General features: G+C 72.3%; 13 protein-coding genes and 1 pseudogene. 3 read left to right on the top strand and 11 right to left on the bottom strand.

Going from position 1 to position 13,674, the window contains the following annotated elements; all coding sequences use genetic code 11:
- Nucleotides 1-269: 269 nt before the first annotated feature.
- Both AB0M27_RS20515 and bldG read right to left on the bottom strand, forming a co-directional pair.
- Complete coding sequence (locus tag AB0M27_RS20515) at nt 270-701, bottom strand: ATP-binding protein (protein ID WP_365723276.1); 432 nt, start codon at nt 699-701, stop codon at nt 270-272.
- Between the two features lie 202 nt (nt 702-903).
- On the bottom strand, nt 904-1,245 hold the full coding sequence (bldG, locus tag AB0M27_RS20510; protein ID WP_010986038.1) for an anti-sigma factor antagonist BldG: 342 nt from the start codon (nt 1,243-1,245) through the stop codon (nt 904-906).
- A 78-nt stretch (nt 1,246-1,323) separates the two neighbouring features.
- Between bldG and AB0M27_RS20505 the strand changes: the two genes are divergently transcribed.
- Nucleotides 1,324-3,861: a DEAD/DEAH box helicase gene (locus AB0M27_RS20505; RefSeq protein ID WP_365723275.1), complete on the top strand. Its 2,538-nt coding sequence runs from the start codon at nt 1,324-1,326 to the stop codon at nt 3,859-3,861.
- Here the strand turns inward: AB0M27_RS20505 and AB0M27_RS20500 are convergent.
- From AB0M27_RS20500 to ssd, 7 genes and pseudogenes are all read right to left on the bottom strand, one after another.
- Complete coding sequence (locus AB0M27_RS20500) at nt 3,836-4,324, bottom strand: Rv3654c family TadE-like protein (protein WP_365723274.1); 489 nt, start codon at nt 4,322-4,324, stop codon at nt 3,836-3,838. The two genes, AB0M27_RS20505 and AB0M27_RS20500, sit on opposite strands and share 26 nt — an antisense overlap.
- On the bottom strand, nt 4,321-4,677 hold the full coding sequence (locus AB0M27_RS20495; protein WP_365723273.1) for a TadE family type IV pilus minor pilin: 357 nt from the start codon (nt 4,675-4,677) through the stop codon (nt 4,321-4,323). Before AB0M27_RS20495 ends, AB0M27_RS20500 begins: the two co-directional genes overlap by 4 nt.
- Before the next feature lie 22 nt (nt 4,678-4,699).
- Nucleotides 4,700-4,903 carry a DUF4244 domain-containing protein gene (locus tag AB0M27_RS20490; protein ID WP_365723272.1) on the bottom strand — a complete coding sequence of 68 codons (204 nt, stop codon included), beginning with the start codon at nt 4,901-4,903 and terminating at the stop codon, nt 4,700-4,702.
- 86 nt (nt 4,904-4,989) lie between these two features.
- A complete protein-coding gene (locus AB0M27_RS20485; protein WP_365723271.1) occupies nt 4,990-5,769 on the bottom strand; it encodes a type II secretion system F family protein in 780 nt (259 codons plus the stop codon).
- Between the two features lie 102 nt (nt 5,770-5,871).
- On the bottom strand, nt 5,872-6,717 hold the full coding sequence (locus AB0M27_RS20480; RefSeq protein WP_365723370.1) for a type II secretion system F family protein: 846 nt from the start codon (nt 6,715-6,717) through the stop codon (nt 5,872-5,874).
- 74 nt (nt 6,718-6,791) lie between these two features.
- A pseudogene (locus AB0M27_RS20475) lies at nt 6,792-7,430 on the bottom strand (ATPase, T2SS/T4P/T4SS family); the annotation flags it as partial.
- Complete coding sequence (gene ssd / locus AB0M27_RS20470) at nt 7,427-8,533, bottom strand: septum site-determining protein Ssd (RefSeq protein WP_365723270.1); 1,107 nt, start codon at nt 8,531-8,533, stop codon at nt 7,427-7,429. The gene ssd and the pseudogene AB0M27_RS20475, both read right to left, overlap by 4 nt.
- 592 nt (nt 8,534-9,125) lie before the next feature.
- On the opposite strand from ssd, the gene AB0M27_RS20465 reads away from it, so the two are divergent.
- Nucleotides 9,126-9,956 (top strand): HAD-IB family hydrolase, encoded by an 831-nt coding sequence (locus AB0M27_RS20465; RefSeq protein WP_365723269.1) that lies wholly within the window; start codon nt 9,126-9,128, stop codon nt 9,954-9,956.
- Nucleotides 9,957-10,371: 415 nt separating this feature from the next.
- On the opposite strand, the gene AB0M27_RS20460 is transcribed toward AB0M27_RS20465, so the two are convergent.
- A complete protein-coding gene (locus tag AB0M27_RS20460) occupies nt 10,372-11,196 on the bottom strand; it encodes an oxidoreductase (protein WP_365723268.1) in 825 nt (274 codons plus the stop codon).
- A 101-nt stretch (nt 11,197-11,297) separates the two neighbouring features.
- Between AB0M27_RS20460 and AB0M27_RS20455 the strand changes: the two genes are divergently transcribed.
- A complete protein-coding gene (locus AB0M27_RS20455; RefSeq protein ID WP_365723267.1) occupies nt 11,298-12,290 on the top strand; it encodes an ATP-binding protein in 993 nt (330 codons plus the stop codon).
- 83 nt (nt 12,291-12,373) lie between these two features.
- Here AB0M27_RS20455 and AB0M27_RS20450 read toward each other — a convergent pair whose 3' ends face one another.
- The gene (locus AB0M27_RS20450) at nt 12,374-13,648 is read right to left on the bottom strand and encodes a hypothetical protein (protein WP_365723266.1); all 1,275 of its coding nucleotides are present in this window, start codon (nt 13,646-13,648) and stop codon (nt 12,374-12,376) included.
- Nucleotides 13,649-13,674 lie beyond the last annotated feature (26 nt).

Here is a 13,674-nt window from a genome sequence, read left to right as displayed (position 1 = left end):
TCGTCCTCCTTGACGCTTGGGCTGAGCTCAAGATGTGGGGATTCTAGGTACCTCAGTGTGATCTAAACAGAGCGCGGTAAACGGAATCCGCCTCCGCCGACTCATCAGTAAATGATCGAGATCCCGCCCGACAACCCGAATGGAGTAATGCCCCCAGGGCATTGTCAATGATCGTGAATTCCTTCACGAATTCGAAAGGTGCCGCCTGACGTCGGAAAAACACCGAGGGCCCTGCTCGGCAGGGCCCTCGTGAAGTGGTACGGCGGCGCTCAGACCAGCGCCGTGGCCGGGGGTGTGGTCGGCCAGGTCATGCGGATCAGGCCGCCGTCGTGTCCGGTGGAGACCTGGACGTCGTCGACGAGGCCGCTGATGACCGCGAGGCCCATCTCGTCCTCCTCGATCTCAGCCTCGCCGGCCTGTCCGGCGCCGGGCGTGCCGCCCGGGGCGGCGTGCGGCGCCTCGTCACCGACCTCGATGGAGAACTGTTTCTCCTCTTCGATCAGCGCCACCTTCACAGGCGCGCTGATGCCGCTGCTCTGGTGCAGTCCGACGGCACGGGAGCAGGCCTCGCCGACGGCGAGCCGGAGCTCGTCCAGGACAGCCTCGTCCACCCCGGCCCTGCGTGCCACCGCTGCCGCCACCAGCCGGGCGGTCCGGACGTGCTCGGGCAGCGCGCTGAAGCGGAGTTCGACGGTGGCCATGCATCCCCCTAGCGACTACGGGCGTGCGGTCGGGGGCGGGGCCGCCGAGAGCCCGCACCCCCTGATGTGCTTCTGTGCCCCGGGCCGCTCCAAAGCCCGGGACGGAACCGGTCGACGCACCGGCCGCGTACTCAGCGGGCCGGACGGAACCGGCCGGCGTCCGGACTCCGACGGGAGTCCGGCGCCGGTGACCGGTCCAGGGTCAGTCGGTGGCCGCCACCGCTTCCTCGACCGAGGTGTGGATCGGGAACACCTTGGTGAGGCCGGTGATACGGAAAATCTTGAGAATGCGCTCCTGGTTGCAGACCAGGCGCAGCGAGCCCTCGTGGGCACGCACTCGCTTCAGGCCGCCGACCAGCACGCCGAGCCCGGTGGAGTCGAGGAAGTCCACGCCCTCCATGTCGACGACGAGGTGGAAATTGCCGTCGTTCACCAGCTCGACCAGCTGCTCGCGCAGCTTGGGCGCGGTGTATACATCGATTTCGCCACCGACCTCGACGACCGTACGATCGCCGACGGTACGGGTCGACAGGGACAGGTCCACGGATCCTCCAGCACCTTGCTATCGAGCGGACGCCCCTCGGGACACCTCGGCGGCCCCCGGGACGCATCGCCAGCCGCGATGGCATTCAATCACTTACCGGCAGGCGTGCACGACGCCTTGGCTCCATTGTCCGTCACGCCAGTGACACACTCGGTGCCGATGGCCAAGAATCACCGATCCGATCGATCCCCGGCGGACCCGGCGTCCCGCCCGTCTCCGGGCGCGGTCCTCGACCGGCTCGCCTCCGGGCCGAGCCGGTCTGCGCGCATCACTCATACGGAGCACTTGCCCCCGCGGGCGGGCCGCCATGCCGTCTGGCCTGACCGAATCCGGTCCGAGGTGATCGCGGCCGTCCAGGCGTGCGGCATCGAACACCCCTGGGCGCACCAGGCGCTGGCCGCAGAGCACGCCCTGGACGGCGACTCGGTGGTCGTCGCCACCGGCACCGCCTCCGGCAAGTCCCTCGCGTACCTCGTGCCCGTCCTGTCCACCCTTATGGACGGTGCCGAGGCTCCGAACGGCCGAGGCGCCACCGCGCTGTACCTGGCCCCCACCAAGGCACTTGCGGCGGACCAGTGCCGATCGGTGAAGGAACTTTCACAGCCGCTCGGCACCTCGGTGCGCCCGGCCGTGTACGACGGCGACACCCCGTTCGAGGAACGGGAGTGGATCCGCCAGTACGCCAACTACGTCCTCACCAACCCCGACATGCTGCACCGCGGGATACTCCCCTCCCACCCGCGCTGGTCCTCCTTCCTGAAGTCCCTCAAGTACGTCGTCGTCGACGAGTGCCACACCTACCGGGGCGTCTTCGGCTCGCACGTCGCCCAGGTGCTCCGCCGGCTGCGCCGTCTGTGCGCCCGATACGGCGCCTCGCCGGTCTTCCTGCTGGCCTCGGCGACGGCCGCCGAGCCCGCCGTCGCCGCCCACCGGCTGACCGGTCTGCCGGTGACCGAGGTCGCCGACGACGCCTCCCCGCGCGGGGAGCTGGTCTTCGCCCTCTGGGAGCCGCCGCTCACCGAGCTGCACGGCGAGAAGGGTGCGCCCGTACGGCGTACCGCCACCGCCGAGACCGCCGATCTGCTGACCGACCTCACCGTGCAGGGCGTGCGCTCGGTGGCCTTCGTACGGTCCCGGCGCGGCGCCGAGCTGATCTCGGTGATCGCCCAGGAGAAGCTGGCCGAGGTCGATCGCTCCCTGGTCCGGCGTGTCGCGGCCTACCGCGGCGGCTACCTCCCCGAGGAGCGGCGCGCCCTGGAACGCGCCCTGCACTCCGGCGAACTCCTCGGACTGGCCGCCACGACGGCCCTGGAGCTGGGCGTGGACGTCTCCGGCCTGGACGCGGTGGTCATCGCCGGCTACCCGGGCACACGCGCCTCCCTGTGGCAGCAGGCGGGCCGCGCGGGCCGCTCCGGGCAGGGCGCGCTCGCCGTGCTGGTGGCCCGCGACGACCCGCTGGACACCTTCCTGGTCCACCACCCCGAGGCCCTGTTCGACCAGCCGGTGGAGTCCACCGTCCTCGACCCCGACAACCCCTACGTCCTCGCCCCGCACCTGTGCGCCGCCGCCGCGGAACTCCCGCTGACCGAGGAGGACCTGGACCTCTTCGGCCCCACCTGCGCGGAGGTGCTGCCGCAGCTGGAGGCCGCGAAGCTGCTCCGTCGGCGGACGAAGGCCTGGCACTGGACACGCCGGGAGCGAGCCGCCGACCTGACCGACATCCGCGGTGCGGGCGGGCGCCCGGTGCAGATCGTCGAGTCCGGCACGGGCCGCCTGCTCGGCACGGTCGACGCGGGCGCCGCGCACTCCGCGGTCCACGAAGGCGCGGTCCACCTCCATCAGGGCCGCACCTACCTGGTACGCCAGCTGGACCTGGAGGACTCGGTCGCGCTGGTCGAGCAGGCCGACCCGCCGTACTCCACGGTCGCCCGCGACACCACCTCCATCTCCATCCTGGAAACCGACACCGAGATCCCCTGGGGCGCCGGCCGCCTCTGCTACGGCTCGGTCGAGGTCACCAACCAGGTGGTCTCCTACCTCCGCAGACGCCTCATCACCGGCGAAGTGCTCGGTGAGACCAAACTCGACCTCCCTCCTCGTACGCTGCGCACCCGCGCGGTGTGGTGGGCGGTCACCGACGACCAGCTCGACGAGGCCCGGATCACCCCGGAGATCCTCGGCGGCTCCCTGCACGCCGCCGAGCACGCCTCCATCGGCCTGCTCCCCCTCTTCGCGACCTGCGACCGCTGGGACATCGGCGGCGTCTCGATCCCGCTGCACCCGGACACCCTGTTGCCAACGGTCTTCGTGTACGACGGCCACCCCGGCGGCGCGGGCTTCGCCGAGCGTGCCTTCCACACCGCCCGCACCTGGCTCGCCGCCACCCGCGAGGCCATCGCCTCCTGCGAGTGCGAGGCCGGCTGCCCGTCCTGCATCCAGTCCCCCAAGTGCGGCAACGGCAACGACCCGCTGCACAAGAGGGGGGCGGTACGGCTCCTCACGGTGCTGTTGCGGGGGGCACCGGAGGAGAGGCCGGGGGAATGGGGGGCGGAGGAGTCGGCCGCGGGGGAACAGCGGGCGGAGGCGCCGGCTACGGGGCGGGCGTCGCGGGCTTGATCGTGCTCGGCATGGGGGCTTGCGGTACGGGGGCGGCTTCCGACGCCAGTCCTCCCGGCACGCGGGCCTCCGGCACGGATCCACCTGGCGCGGATCCCGCTGGCTCCGGTTCCACCGGCCCCGCTCTGGCCCTGGCCTTTGCCGCGAACGGCCCTCTTCCCGAGGCCGCCGTCACGTCCGAGGTCTCGCCGACGACCGCGCACCGCACCAGCCGTACCCCTTGGGCGGCCGCCACCCGCCCGGCCCGCGCGCAGGCCGCCGCGCCGCCCTCCTCCCAGTGGGCCGCCGCCGTAAGCGCCGCCAGATCCGCGCCGCCGGCCGCCCGATGCCGGACGACGACGGCCTGCCCCAGCGCGAGCACGACGCCGAACACCGCGCACAGCACGGCCATCGCCCCCAGGCTCCACACGGTGGCGGACCCCCGGTCTGACTGCCGCCGATCCCTCGCCCCACCTCGCCTCACGGCTCCGCCTCCCCGATCACCGCTGTCTGCTCGGCCGGCGTGGTCTCCTCGGCCGGTGCGACGGCCCGCTCCCGCACCTCGAACGGCAACCCGCTGAGCACCGGCGGTCTGGCCACCACCGTCACCCGTACCTGGTCGCCCTCGCGCCCGACCGTCACCCGGGCGCCGCGCGGCGCGGCCTCCCGGGTCACCGTCACCACGGCGTCGGCCGGGTCCTGACGGGCGGCGGCCCGGGCGCCGATGCGGGCGGCGTCCACGCACTGGATCTGTGCGGCCACCACGAGCAGCCCCCAGACCAGCGCCATCGTGAACGTCACCAGCACGCACAGCACCACGGCCGCCTCCGCGGTCACGAACCCCCGGTCCGCCCCTCGCTCACATCCGCGCACTGAGGGCCTTCTTCACGATGTCCTGCAGCTCCGTCCGAACCTGGCCGCTGGTGACGACCTCGTAGAGCAGCAACGCGAACCCGACGGCCGCGATGATCCCCATCGCGTACTCGGACGTCACCATTCCGGCATCCCTGCGGCGCTTTCCCCGCAGCCGGACCGCCGTCGCTTCCTTGATCTTCCTGTGCATTCCAACCCCCTGGGATTCAGGTCTTTTGTGGTTCTCTGCGATTGCTCGGTTCGTTGTCCGCCTGGGCTCGTTCGCTCTGGTACGCCTCACCTGCCTCCCATCACGCCGCCCGCGAGGCCGATCACGACGGGCAGCACGCCGACCGCGATGAAGGCGGGCAGAAAGCACAGGCCCACCGGCGCGGAAATCAGTACGGCCGCGCGCCGGGCCCGGGCCGTCGCGGTGCGGGCCCACTGCGCGCGTGCGTCGGAGGCGAGGCGGGCGGCCGGGCCGGCCGCCGGAAGCCCGGACTCGTCGGCCCGCTCCAGCAACCGCGCCAGCGCTCCGGCGCCGGGCAGTTCGGCCAACCGCCGCCAGGCGTACGCCGGTTCACCGCCGAGCCGCACCTCGGCCGCACCCCGCGCCAGCGCCTGACCCACCGGCCCGTCGAGCGCCTCCCCCACCGCCTGTGCGGCGATCACCGGTCCGGCGCCGGCCGCGATGCAGGCGGCCAGCAGATCGGCGGCGAGCGGGAGTTGGCGTATGGCGGCGGCCGTGCCGACCGGCTCCGCCCGGCGGACCGCCAACTGCCGGCTCCGCCACCACCGCAGCACGACCCCGGCACCCAGCCCCAGCACGGCCCCGGTCACACCGCCGACCAGGACCCAGGCACCGCACACCGCCCCGGCCACCGGCAGCCACCGCCGCAGCGTGCCCGCCGACGCGAACCGCCGCCTGGGCACCGGCACGTCCAGACCGAGCAGCTCGGCAACCCGCTGACGCGCCCGACGCCGTCTGCGGACCAGCTCCAGCCACCGAACCGCCCAGCCGAGGACCAGCACAACGCCCCCGACCGTCCCCAGCCTGTGGACAACTTCCCCGCTCATACCGCCCGCTCTCCCCACATGTCCCAATCGGCGCACACCATCACGCGCCCCGTCCCGCACACGCCGCTCCCCCGCAGACCGCTCCCGGCACCCCCGCCCCGCTCACACCACCCTCGCCCCCCGCACGATCCGCACGGCCCACCACATCCCGGCCGCCTCGAAGGCGGATCCGATCGCCAGGCAGCCGAGGCCGGCGCCTGTGTGGAGGAGGACGTGGAGCGGGTCGGCGCCCATGGCCGAGCCGAGGAGGAGGCCGAGGGCGGGGAGTACGGCGAGCAGTACCGTGGTCGCGCGGGCACCTGCCAACTGGGCGCGCAGGTCGGCACGCTGGTCCCGCTCGGCGCGCAGGGCCGCGTCCAGCCGGTCCAGGCCCGCCGCGAGCCCGGCCCCCTGGTCCACGGCCACCCGCCAGCACGCGGCCAGCCCGAGCAGGCCCTCAGCGCCCGCCTGCCGGGCCGCCGCGGTGAGCGCGCCGGGCACGTCCCCGCCGAACCGCGCCGCCGCGACCACGGCCGCCTGCGCCTCGCCGAGCCCGCCGGAGTCCCGCGCCGCCCGCAGGAGTGCCTCGCCCGGCTGTCGTCCGGCGCGCACCTCTCCGGCGAGAGCCCCGCACAGGACGATCACCGCGTCCGCCCGCCCCTCCCGAACCCGCCGGGCCTGCCGGGCCAGCCGCACCCGGCGCAGCACCGGCACCCCGGCCGCCCCCACGACGACCGGAATCACCGAGGCTCCCAGCAACCCGAGCAGCAGACCGGCAGCGAGGGCCCACCACTCGGCTCCCAACCGGTCGCGCAGCCGCCGTAGTTCCGCGAGGGCCCGGTCCCAGGAGAGCGGGCCGGTCGCCACCACTCCGCCGCCCGCGAGCAGCAGCCGCGCCCGCCGCATTCCGTAGTGCCGCCCGCCCAGCAGCCAGACCAGCGCACCGAGGCAGATCAGCGCCGCGCCCATGGACGTCTCACCGATCACTTGCCGCACCCCTCTCCGAGTCCGCTCCGGCCTGCAGGAGCCGCTCCAGCCGCTCCCAGCCCCAGCAGGGCGCTGAGCAGGGTCGTCTTGCCGCTTCCGGTGCCGCCGCTGACGAGGAAGGACAGCCGGGCCGCGAGCAGCGCCTTGAGGATCCGGTCGCCGCCTGGCGGCACCGTGCCGGCCTCGACCAGTTCCTCCAGCGTGAACGCCCGGGGCCGTACGACCCGCAGGGCCAGGCAGGTGCAGCCGACGGCGACCGGGGGCAGCACCGCGTGCAGGCGGGTGCCGTCGGGCAGCCGGGCGTCCGCCCACGGCCGGGCGTCGTCCAGCCGGCGTCCGGCCACGGCGGCCAGCCGCTGCGCGAGGCGTCGTACGGCCGCCGCGTCGGCGAAGGTCACCGGGGTCAGCTCCAGGCCGCCGCCGCGGTCCACCCACACCCGGTCGGGGGCGGACACCAGGACGTCGGTGACGTCCGAATCGGCGAGCAGCGGCTCCAGGGGCCCGGTGCCGACGAGTTCGGACCTCAGCTGCCGGGCCGCGCCGAGGACTTCGGCGTCGCCGAGCACCCGGCCCTGTTCGCGCAGGGCCTGGGCCACGCGCGCGGGGGTGGGTTCGGCGCCGCTCTCGGCCAGCCGGCGCCGGACGCCGTCGAGCAGGGCGGCGCCGTCCGCGCGGTCGAGTCCGGGGAGGGTCATCGGGCGCCTCCGGCCTCGACCAGTGCGCGCTCCCAGAAATTCGTGCAGAAACGGGCGAGCGGGCCTCGTCCGGTCGCGGCGGGCGGTTTCGCACCACCCCGCGGGCGCAGCAGCGGCGGTTCGACCGGTACCTCGCCGGCCAGCGGCAGGCCGAGCAACCGGGACACCTCCCGGTCGTCCAGGCCCGGTGCGTAGGGCCCGCGCACCGCCACGCGCAGGTCGCGCACGACCATGCCGACGGCGGAGGCGACCCGCCCGGCGGCCGCGACCGCGCGCAGTTCGGCGGGGACGACGAGCAGCGCCAGGTCGAGCTGGGCGAGGACTTCGGCGACCCCGTCGTCGAGACGGCGGGGCAGGTCCACCACGACCGTGCCGCCGCGCCGGCGGGCGGCAGCGAGCACCGCGCGCACGGCCTGCGGCGGTACGGCGACGCAGTCGCCGCGGTCCCAGCTCAGCACGCGCAGGGAGTGCAGTTCGGGCAACGACTCCTCCAGGGCGCCGCCGCCGACCCGGCCGCGGGAGGCGGCGAAGGCGGGCCAGCGCAGTCCGTCGGCGCTCTCGCCGCCGAGGAGTACGTCGAGTCCCCCGCCGAGCGGATCGGCGTCCACGAGGAGGGTGCGCAGTCCCTCGCGCGCGGAGGTGACGGCGAGCGCGCACGCGAGCGTGGAGGCGCCGGCCCCGCCCCGGCCGCCGATCACCCCGACGGTGAGGGCCGGGCGGCCGGCTCCCTCGGCGACGTCGGCGATGCGGTCGACCAGCCACTGCTCGCCGTCGGGCAGCATCAGGACGTGGTCGGCGCCGATCTCGACGGGGCGTTGCCACACCCCCGGGTCGTCCTGGTCGCGGCCGACCAGCACCACTCCGCGCCGACGGGTGGCCCCGCCGACCCGGCGGGCGACGTCGTCGCCGACCAGCACCAGCGGGGCCGCCTCCCAGCCGTCGCCGTGTGCGGGGACGCCGTGGTGGACCTCGGGTGTGGCGCCGGCAGCCGCGCACAGGCGCAGCAGGTCGTCCAGGAGTTCGGCGTCCTCGGTGACGATGAGCGGCCTGCCCGGCCGGTCCGGGGTGCCGGGCGGCGGGTCGTGGGTGACGGCTGCGGTCACAGGTGTTCCCCCTTCGCTGCGTGGGCCGCGCAGCCCCTGCGGCCACGCGATTCCCAAAGGTGTGAAGAACCGGCAAGCGGCCCCCCATATGAGCGGCCGACAGAAACCGGCCATAGGCGCTCCGGCAATCGGAACCGGCCATGAACTCGCCGCGGCCGAGCGCGCTGGAATCACGGTGCAGCGATCCGCGAAATCATGTGGATCTTGGTCGAAAACTGTGGACAACTCGAGGGCTGTGAATATCGCCGTCACCCATACCGGTGAGCTCTGTACCGATCCCTGTGCGACTTCCTCAGAGCAGCGCGACGATTACCGGGAGTGACGGATCACGGGCACACAGAAGCGGCGGCCACGGCGGCGTCGTACCGACCCCGCGGTCGCGTGGGAAAAGGGGAGGAAGGAGAAAACGCGTCCGGACATGCGACGACCCCCGCCGGGGGGGAGAGCGGGGGTCGTCCCCACGGCCGACTCGGGGGGGGAGGAGTCGGACCGGGTTGGCACGGTCGCGAACGATCCGTGACTTCCATGGTGTACCCGAGAGCCCTCTCAGGCAAACCCACGCGCCCCACCTTACGCCGAATGGCGGGCGCCTATGCTCTGGGGCGTGGAAAACCACTCCTTGCCCCGCGCAGCAGCCTTCTTTGATCTGGACAAGACGGTCATTGCGAAGTCGAGCACGCTCACCTTCAGCAAGTCCTTCTACCAAGGCGGGCTGATCAACCGCAGGGCCGCGCTGCGTACCGCATATGCCCAGTTCGTCTTCCTGGTCGGCGGCCTGGATCACGACCAGATGGAGCGCATGCGCGAGTATCTGTCCACCTTGTGCCGCGGCTGGAACGTGCAGCAGGTGCGGGAGATCGTCGCCGAGACGCTGCACGACCTGATCGACCCGATCATCTACGACGAGGCCGCCTCCCTCGTCGAGGAGCACCATGCGGCCGGCCGGGACGTGGTGATCGTGTCGACCTCGGGCGCCGAGGTGGTCGAGCCCATCGGCGAACTGCTCGGCGCGGACCGGGTGGTGGCCACGCGCATGGTCGTCGGCGAGGACGGCTGCTTCACCGGAGAGGTGGAGTACTACGCCTACGGCCCGACCAAGGCCGCGGCGATACGGGAGCTGGCCGCGTCCGAGGGCTACGACCTCGACCGGTGCTACGCCTACAGCGACTCGGCGACCGATCTGCCGATGCTCCAGGCCGTGGGGCACCCGCGCGCGGTGAACCCGGACCGCGTCCTGCGCCGCGAGGCACTCGCGCGCGGCTGGCCGGTCCTGGAGTTCCGCCGGCCGGTCCCGCTGAAGAAGCGGCTGCCCGCGTTCTCCGTCCCCGCCCGCCCCACACTGGTCGCGGCGGCGGCCATAGGAGCGGCGGCCGCGACCGCCGGCCTCGTCTGGTACGCCAGCCGGCGGCGAAGCACCGCCTGACGCCCATGCACCGCCAGACGCCCAAGCACCGCCGGACGCCGAGCACCGCCTGACGTCGAAGCACGACCCGACCGAGGCCCGTTTCACCCTCGTTTGAACCTAAAAGTAAAGAACCGGAGGCAGGGGTTTCGCTTCCCCCGGGCTCGCGGTACAAAGACCTTAGGCCCGCGAGACCAAAGGACATCCGAGAGGATCACCTACCACTACGCACTTGGCCCACGGACCACGCATTGACACCGAGCACCCACGCGACGTCGACCCGTCGATTACGGGCCAGCCGCACCAGGTGACGGGCAAAGTCCCCGACCTGATGGGCAGATATCGAGGACGCTTGGTAACCCGGTGAACATGCCAGCGGCGGTACGAGGACTCGTACCGCCGCATTTGTGTCCGGGGCAGCTCCCGGGACGTTCTCTCAGGCCGCGCCGCGCTGCAGCGCCTCGCACACCGCCGTCGACTCGCGCGCACCCAGTTCGATCGCCCGGCCGCAGTGCGCGATCCAGGCCGCCATGCCCTCGGGGGTGCCGGAGACGTATCCGTCCAGCGCCGCCAGATAGGAGGCGCGGCCCAGTTCGGCGTGGCCGACCTCCGGCGGGCAGATCGCCTTCGGGTCCAGGCCGCTGCCGATCAGGACGATCCGCTCGGCCGTGCGCGCGACCAGGCCGTTGTGCGACACGAAGGGCCGCAGCGCGAGCAGCTCGCCGTGCACCACGGCGGCCGTGACCAGCGCGGGCGCGGACGTCCCCGCGATGATCAGGTCCGCGAGCCCCTCCAGCCGCCCGGAGACATCCTCGGCGTCCGGCAGCGGCACCTCGATCAGCGGTTCATCCACCGGCTCGCCGGCCTGGCGCGGCCTGCCGATCTCGTCGTCCTTGCTCGCCGCGGCCACCAGGTGCAGCCGGGCCAGCACCCTGAGTGGCGACTGCCGCCAGATGGACAGCAGCTGTCCCGCCTCCGCCGACAGCCTGAGGGCCGCGCCCATGACGCGCGCCTCGGCGTCGCCGCCGAAGTCGGTACGCCGCCGCACCTCCTCCAGGGCCCAGTCGGCGCCGGACAGCGCCGCGGAGCCGCGGGCACCGCGCAGGGCCGCCTCGGAGGTGATCTCGGCGCTGCGGCGGCGCATGATCCGGTGCCCGTAGACCCGGTCCACGGCCTTGCGCACGGATTCCACGGAGTCGGCCACGCCGGGCAGCGAGCCCAGGGCCGCGAGCGGGTCGGCGTTCGCGCCTGTCGTACTCATGAGTACGACATTACGCATCCCCTCGGCCGACCCCTCGAAGGAGTGGTCTTCTTCACGTCCGACTGCCACTTACAGCTATCGCCCGACTACCGTTGGTGAACATGAAAATTGCTTTCGCCGGGAAGGGCGGCAGCGGCAAGACCACGCTCTCCTCCCTCTTCATCCGCCACCTCGTGGCCACCGGCGCCCCGGTGGTCGCCATCGACGCGGACATCAACCAGCACCTCGGGCCCGCGCTCGGACTCGACGACGCGGAGGCCGCCGCGCTGCCCGCCATGGGCGAACGGCTTCCGCTGATCAAGGACTATCTGCGCGGCAGCAACCCGCGCATCGCCTCCGCCGCCACGATGATCAAGACGACCCCGCCCGGTGAGGGCTCGCGGCTGGTCGGGGTGCGGGAACCGAATCCGGTCTACGACGCCTGTGCGCGTCCGGTGGAACTCGACGGCGGCGCCGTCCGTTTGATGGTCACCGGCCCCTTCACGGACGCCGACCTGGGCGTCGCCTGCTACCACTCCAAGACGGGAGCGGTGGAGCTGTTCCTGAACCACCTCGTCGACGGTCCCGACGAGTACGTCGTGGTCGACATGACGGCCGGTTCCGACTCCTTCGCCTCCGGCATGTTCACCCGCTTCGACATGACATTCCTCGTCGCCGAGCCGACCCGGAAGGGGGTCTCCGTCTATCGCCAGTACAAGGAGTACGCCCGCGACTTCGGCGTCGCGCTGAAGGTCGTCGGCAACAAGATCCAGGAACAGGACGACATCGACTTCCTGCGCACGGAAGTCGGGGACGACCTGCTCGTGACGGTCGGGGGCTCGGACTGGGTGCGCGCCATGGAGAAGGGCCGGCCGCCCCGGTTCGATCTGCTGGAGGAGTCCAACACCCGCGCCCTGCACACCCTCCGAGCAGCCGTGGACGCCACGTACGAGCTGCGGGACTGGAAGCGCTACACCCGCCAGATGGTGCACTTCCACCTGAAGAACGCCGAGGCGTGGGGCAATGAGCGCACCGGGGCCGACCTGGCGGCGCAGGTCGACCCGGCATTCATGCTCGGCGAAAGCCTCGGCGCGGACGCCACAACCGTCGTGTGATGCCCATGGTTTGCGCGTGGCGCCCACGGTTTGCGCGTGGCGCCCATGGCTTGCTCGTGACACCTATGGGTTCCGCGTGACGCCTAAGGCCTGAGCGCCGGCGCCCCGGGCACACCCTTGGGCGCCGGGGCCGGGCGGCCGGAGAGGAAGGACGCCCAGCCCTGCCTGGGGGCCTGGCCCACCTCCAGGGTGCGCAGCTTCTCCAGGGTCTTCGGGTCCTGGGCGTCCAGCCAGTCCACCAGCTGATGGAAGGAGACACAGCGCACGTCGGGCTTGTTGCACACCTCCTTCACCGTGTCCTCGACGGCGCGCATATAGGTGCCGCCGTTCCAGGACTCGAAGTGATTGCCGATGATCAGCGGGGCGCGGTTGCCGTCGTAGGCCCGGTAGAAGCCCTTGACCAGGCCGTCGCGCATCTGGTCGCCCCAGTAGTCGAACTTGTCCGGGTCGCCCTGGGCCTTCGCGCCGGACTGGTTGACCATGAAGTCGTAGTCCATGGTCAACTGCTCATAGGGGTGCCCCGGGAACGGCACCAGCTGCATCGACAGGTCCCACAGCCCGTCCTTCTTCTTGGGCCAGACCTGGTTGTTGACCCCGCTGGAGTCGTAGCGGAAGCCCAACTGGCGGGCCGCCTTCATGAAGTTCTTCTGGCCCTCCAGGCAGGGGGTGCGGGCGCCGATCAGCTCCTTGTCGTAGTCGAAGGGCAGCGGGGCCGACTTCCTCATGCCGGTGTTGGTCTTCCAGGTCTTCACGAACTGCTTGGCCTGGGCGATCTCGCTCTCCCACTCCTCCACCGACCAGGTGCCGACCCCGCCGTTGGCCCCGCAGAAGTGGCCGTTGAAGTGCGTGCCGATCTCATTGCCCTCCAGCCAGGCCAGCCGTGCCTGCTTGACGGTGTCGGCGATGCCCTTCTCGTCGTTGAAGCCGATGTCGGAGCTGCCCGGCGAATGCTGGGGCGGCTTGTACTGGTCGCGCTTCTCCTCCGGCAGCATGTACACACCGCTGAGGAAGTACGTCATGGTCGCGTGGTTCTCCTTGGAGACCTGGCGGAAGTGCGAGAACAGCTTCCGGCTGTCCTCGCCCGCGCCGTCCCAGGAGAACACCACGAACTGCGGCGGCCTCTCATCGGGCTTCAGCCGCTCGGGTCTGGGCAGATGCGGCTGCCCGCCGGTGTACGCGGTGGAGCCGTCGCCGATCAGCCGGAACACGCTGCCCGGAGCCGGAGCCCCCTTCTGCGGGCCGGGCGCAGCTTGCTTGGAACCGTGGGAGCCGTCGGCGCCGGTCGCACAACCGGCAAGCGACGAGGCAAAGGCCGCGGCGACCACGGCGCCGACGGCGATCCTCTGGGTGGCGGCCATGTTCCGCCCACCTTCTTCCTTCTCTC

Origin of the sequence: Streptomyces sp. NPDC052107 (genome assembly GCF_040680215.1) — a bacterium.
Lineage (GTDB): Bacteria > Actinomycetota > Actinomycetes > Streptomycetales > Streptomycetaceae > Streptomyces.
Note: the sequence above shows the minus strand (reverse complement) of the source record. Positions and strands in the feature narration are given on the sequence as shown.

Coding starts and splice junctions, on each gene's coding strand:
- AB0M27_RS20480 (WP_365723370.1), bottom strand. CDS start 6,717: ATGGGCGCGGCGCTGATCTGCCTCGGTGCGCTGGTCTGGCTGCTGGGC.
- AB0M27_RS20490 (WP_365723272.1), bottom strand. CDS start 4,903: ATGCACAGGAAGATCAAGGAAGCGACGGCGGTCCGGCTGCGGGGAAAG.
- AB0M27_RS20515 (WP_365723276.1), bottom strand. CDS start 701: ATGGCCACCGTCGAACTCCGCTTCAGCGCGCTGCCCGAGCACGTCCGG.
- AB0M27_RS20485 (WP_365723271.1), bottom strand. CDS start 5,769: ATGAGCGGGGAAGTTGTCCACAGGCTGGGGACGGTCGGGGGCGTTGTG.
- AB0M27_RS20505 (WP_365723275.1), top strand. CDS start 1,324: ATGGCATTCAATCACTTACCGGCAGGCGTGCACGACGCCTTGGCTCCA.
- AB0M27_RS20450 (WP_365723266.1), bottom strand. CDS start 13,648: ATGGCCGCCACCCAGAGGATCGCCGTCGGCGCCGTGGTCGCCGCGGCC.
- AB0M27_RS20465 (WP_365723269.1), top strand. CDS start 9,126: ATGCTCTGGGGCGTGGAAAACCACTCCTTGCCCCGCGCAGCAGCCTTC.
- AB0M27_RS20455 (WP_365723267.1), top strand. CDS start 11,298: ATGAAAATTGCTTTCGCCGGGAAGGGCGGCAGCGGCAAGACCACGCTC.
- AB0M27_RS20460 (WP_365723268.1), bottom strand. CDS start 11,196: ATGAGTACGACAGGCGCGAACGCCGACCCGCTCGCGGCCCTGGGCTCG.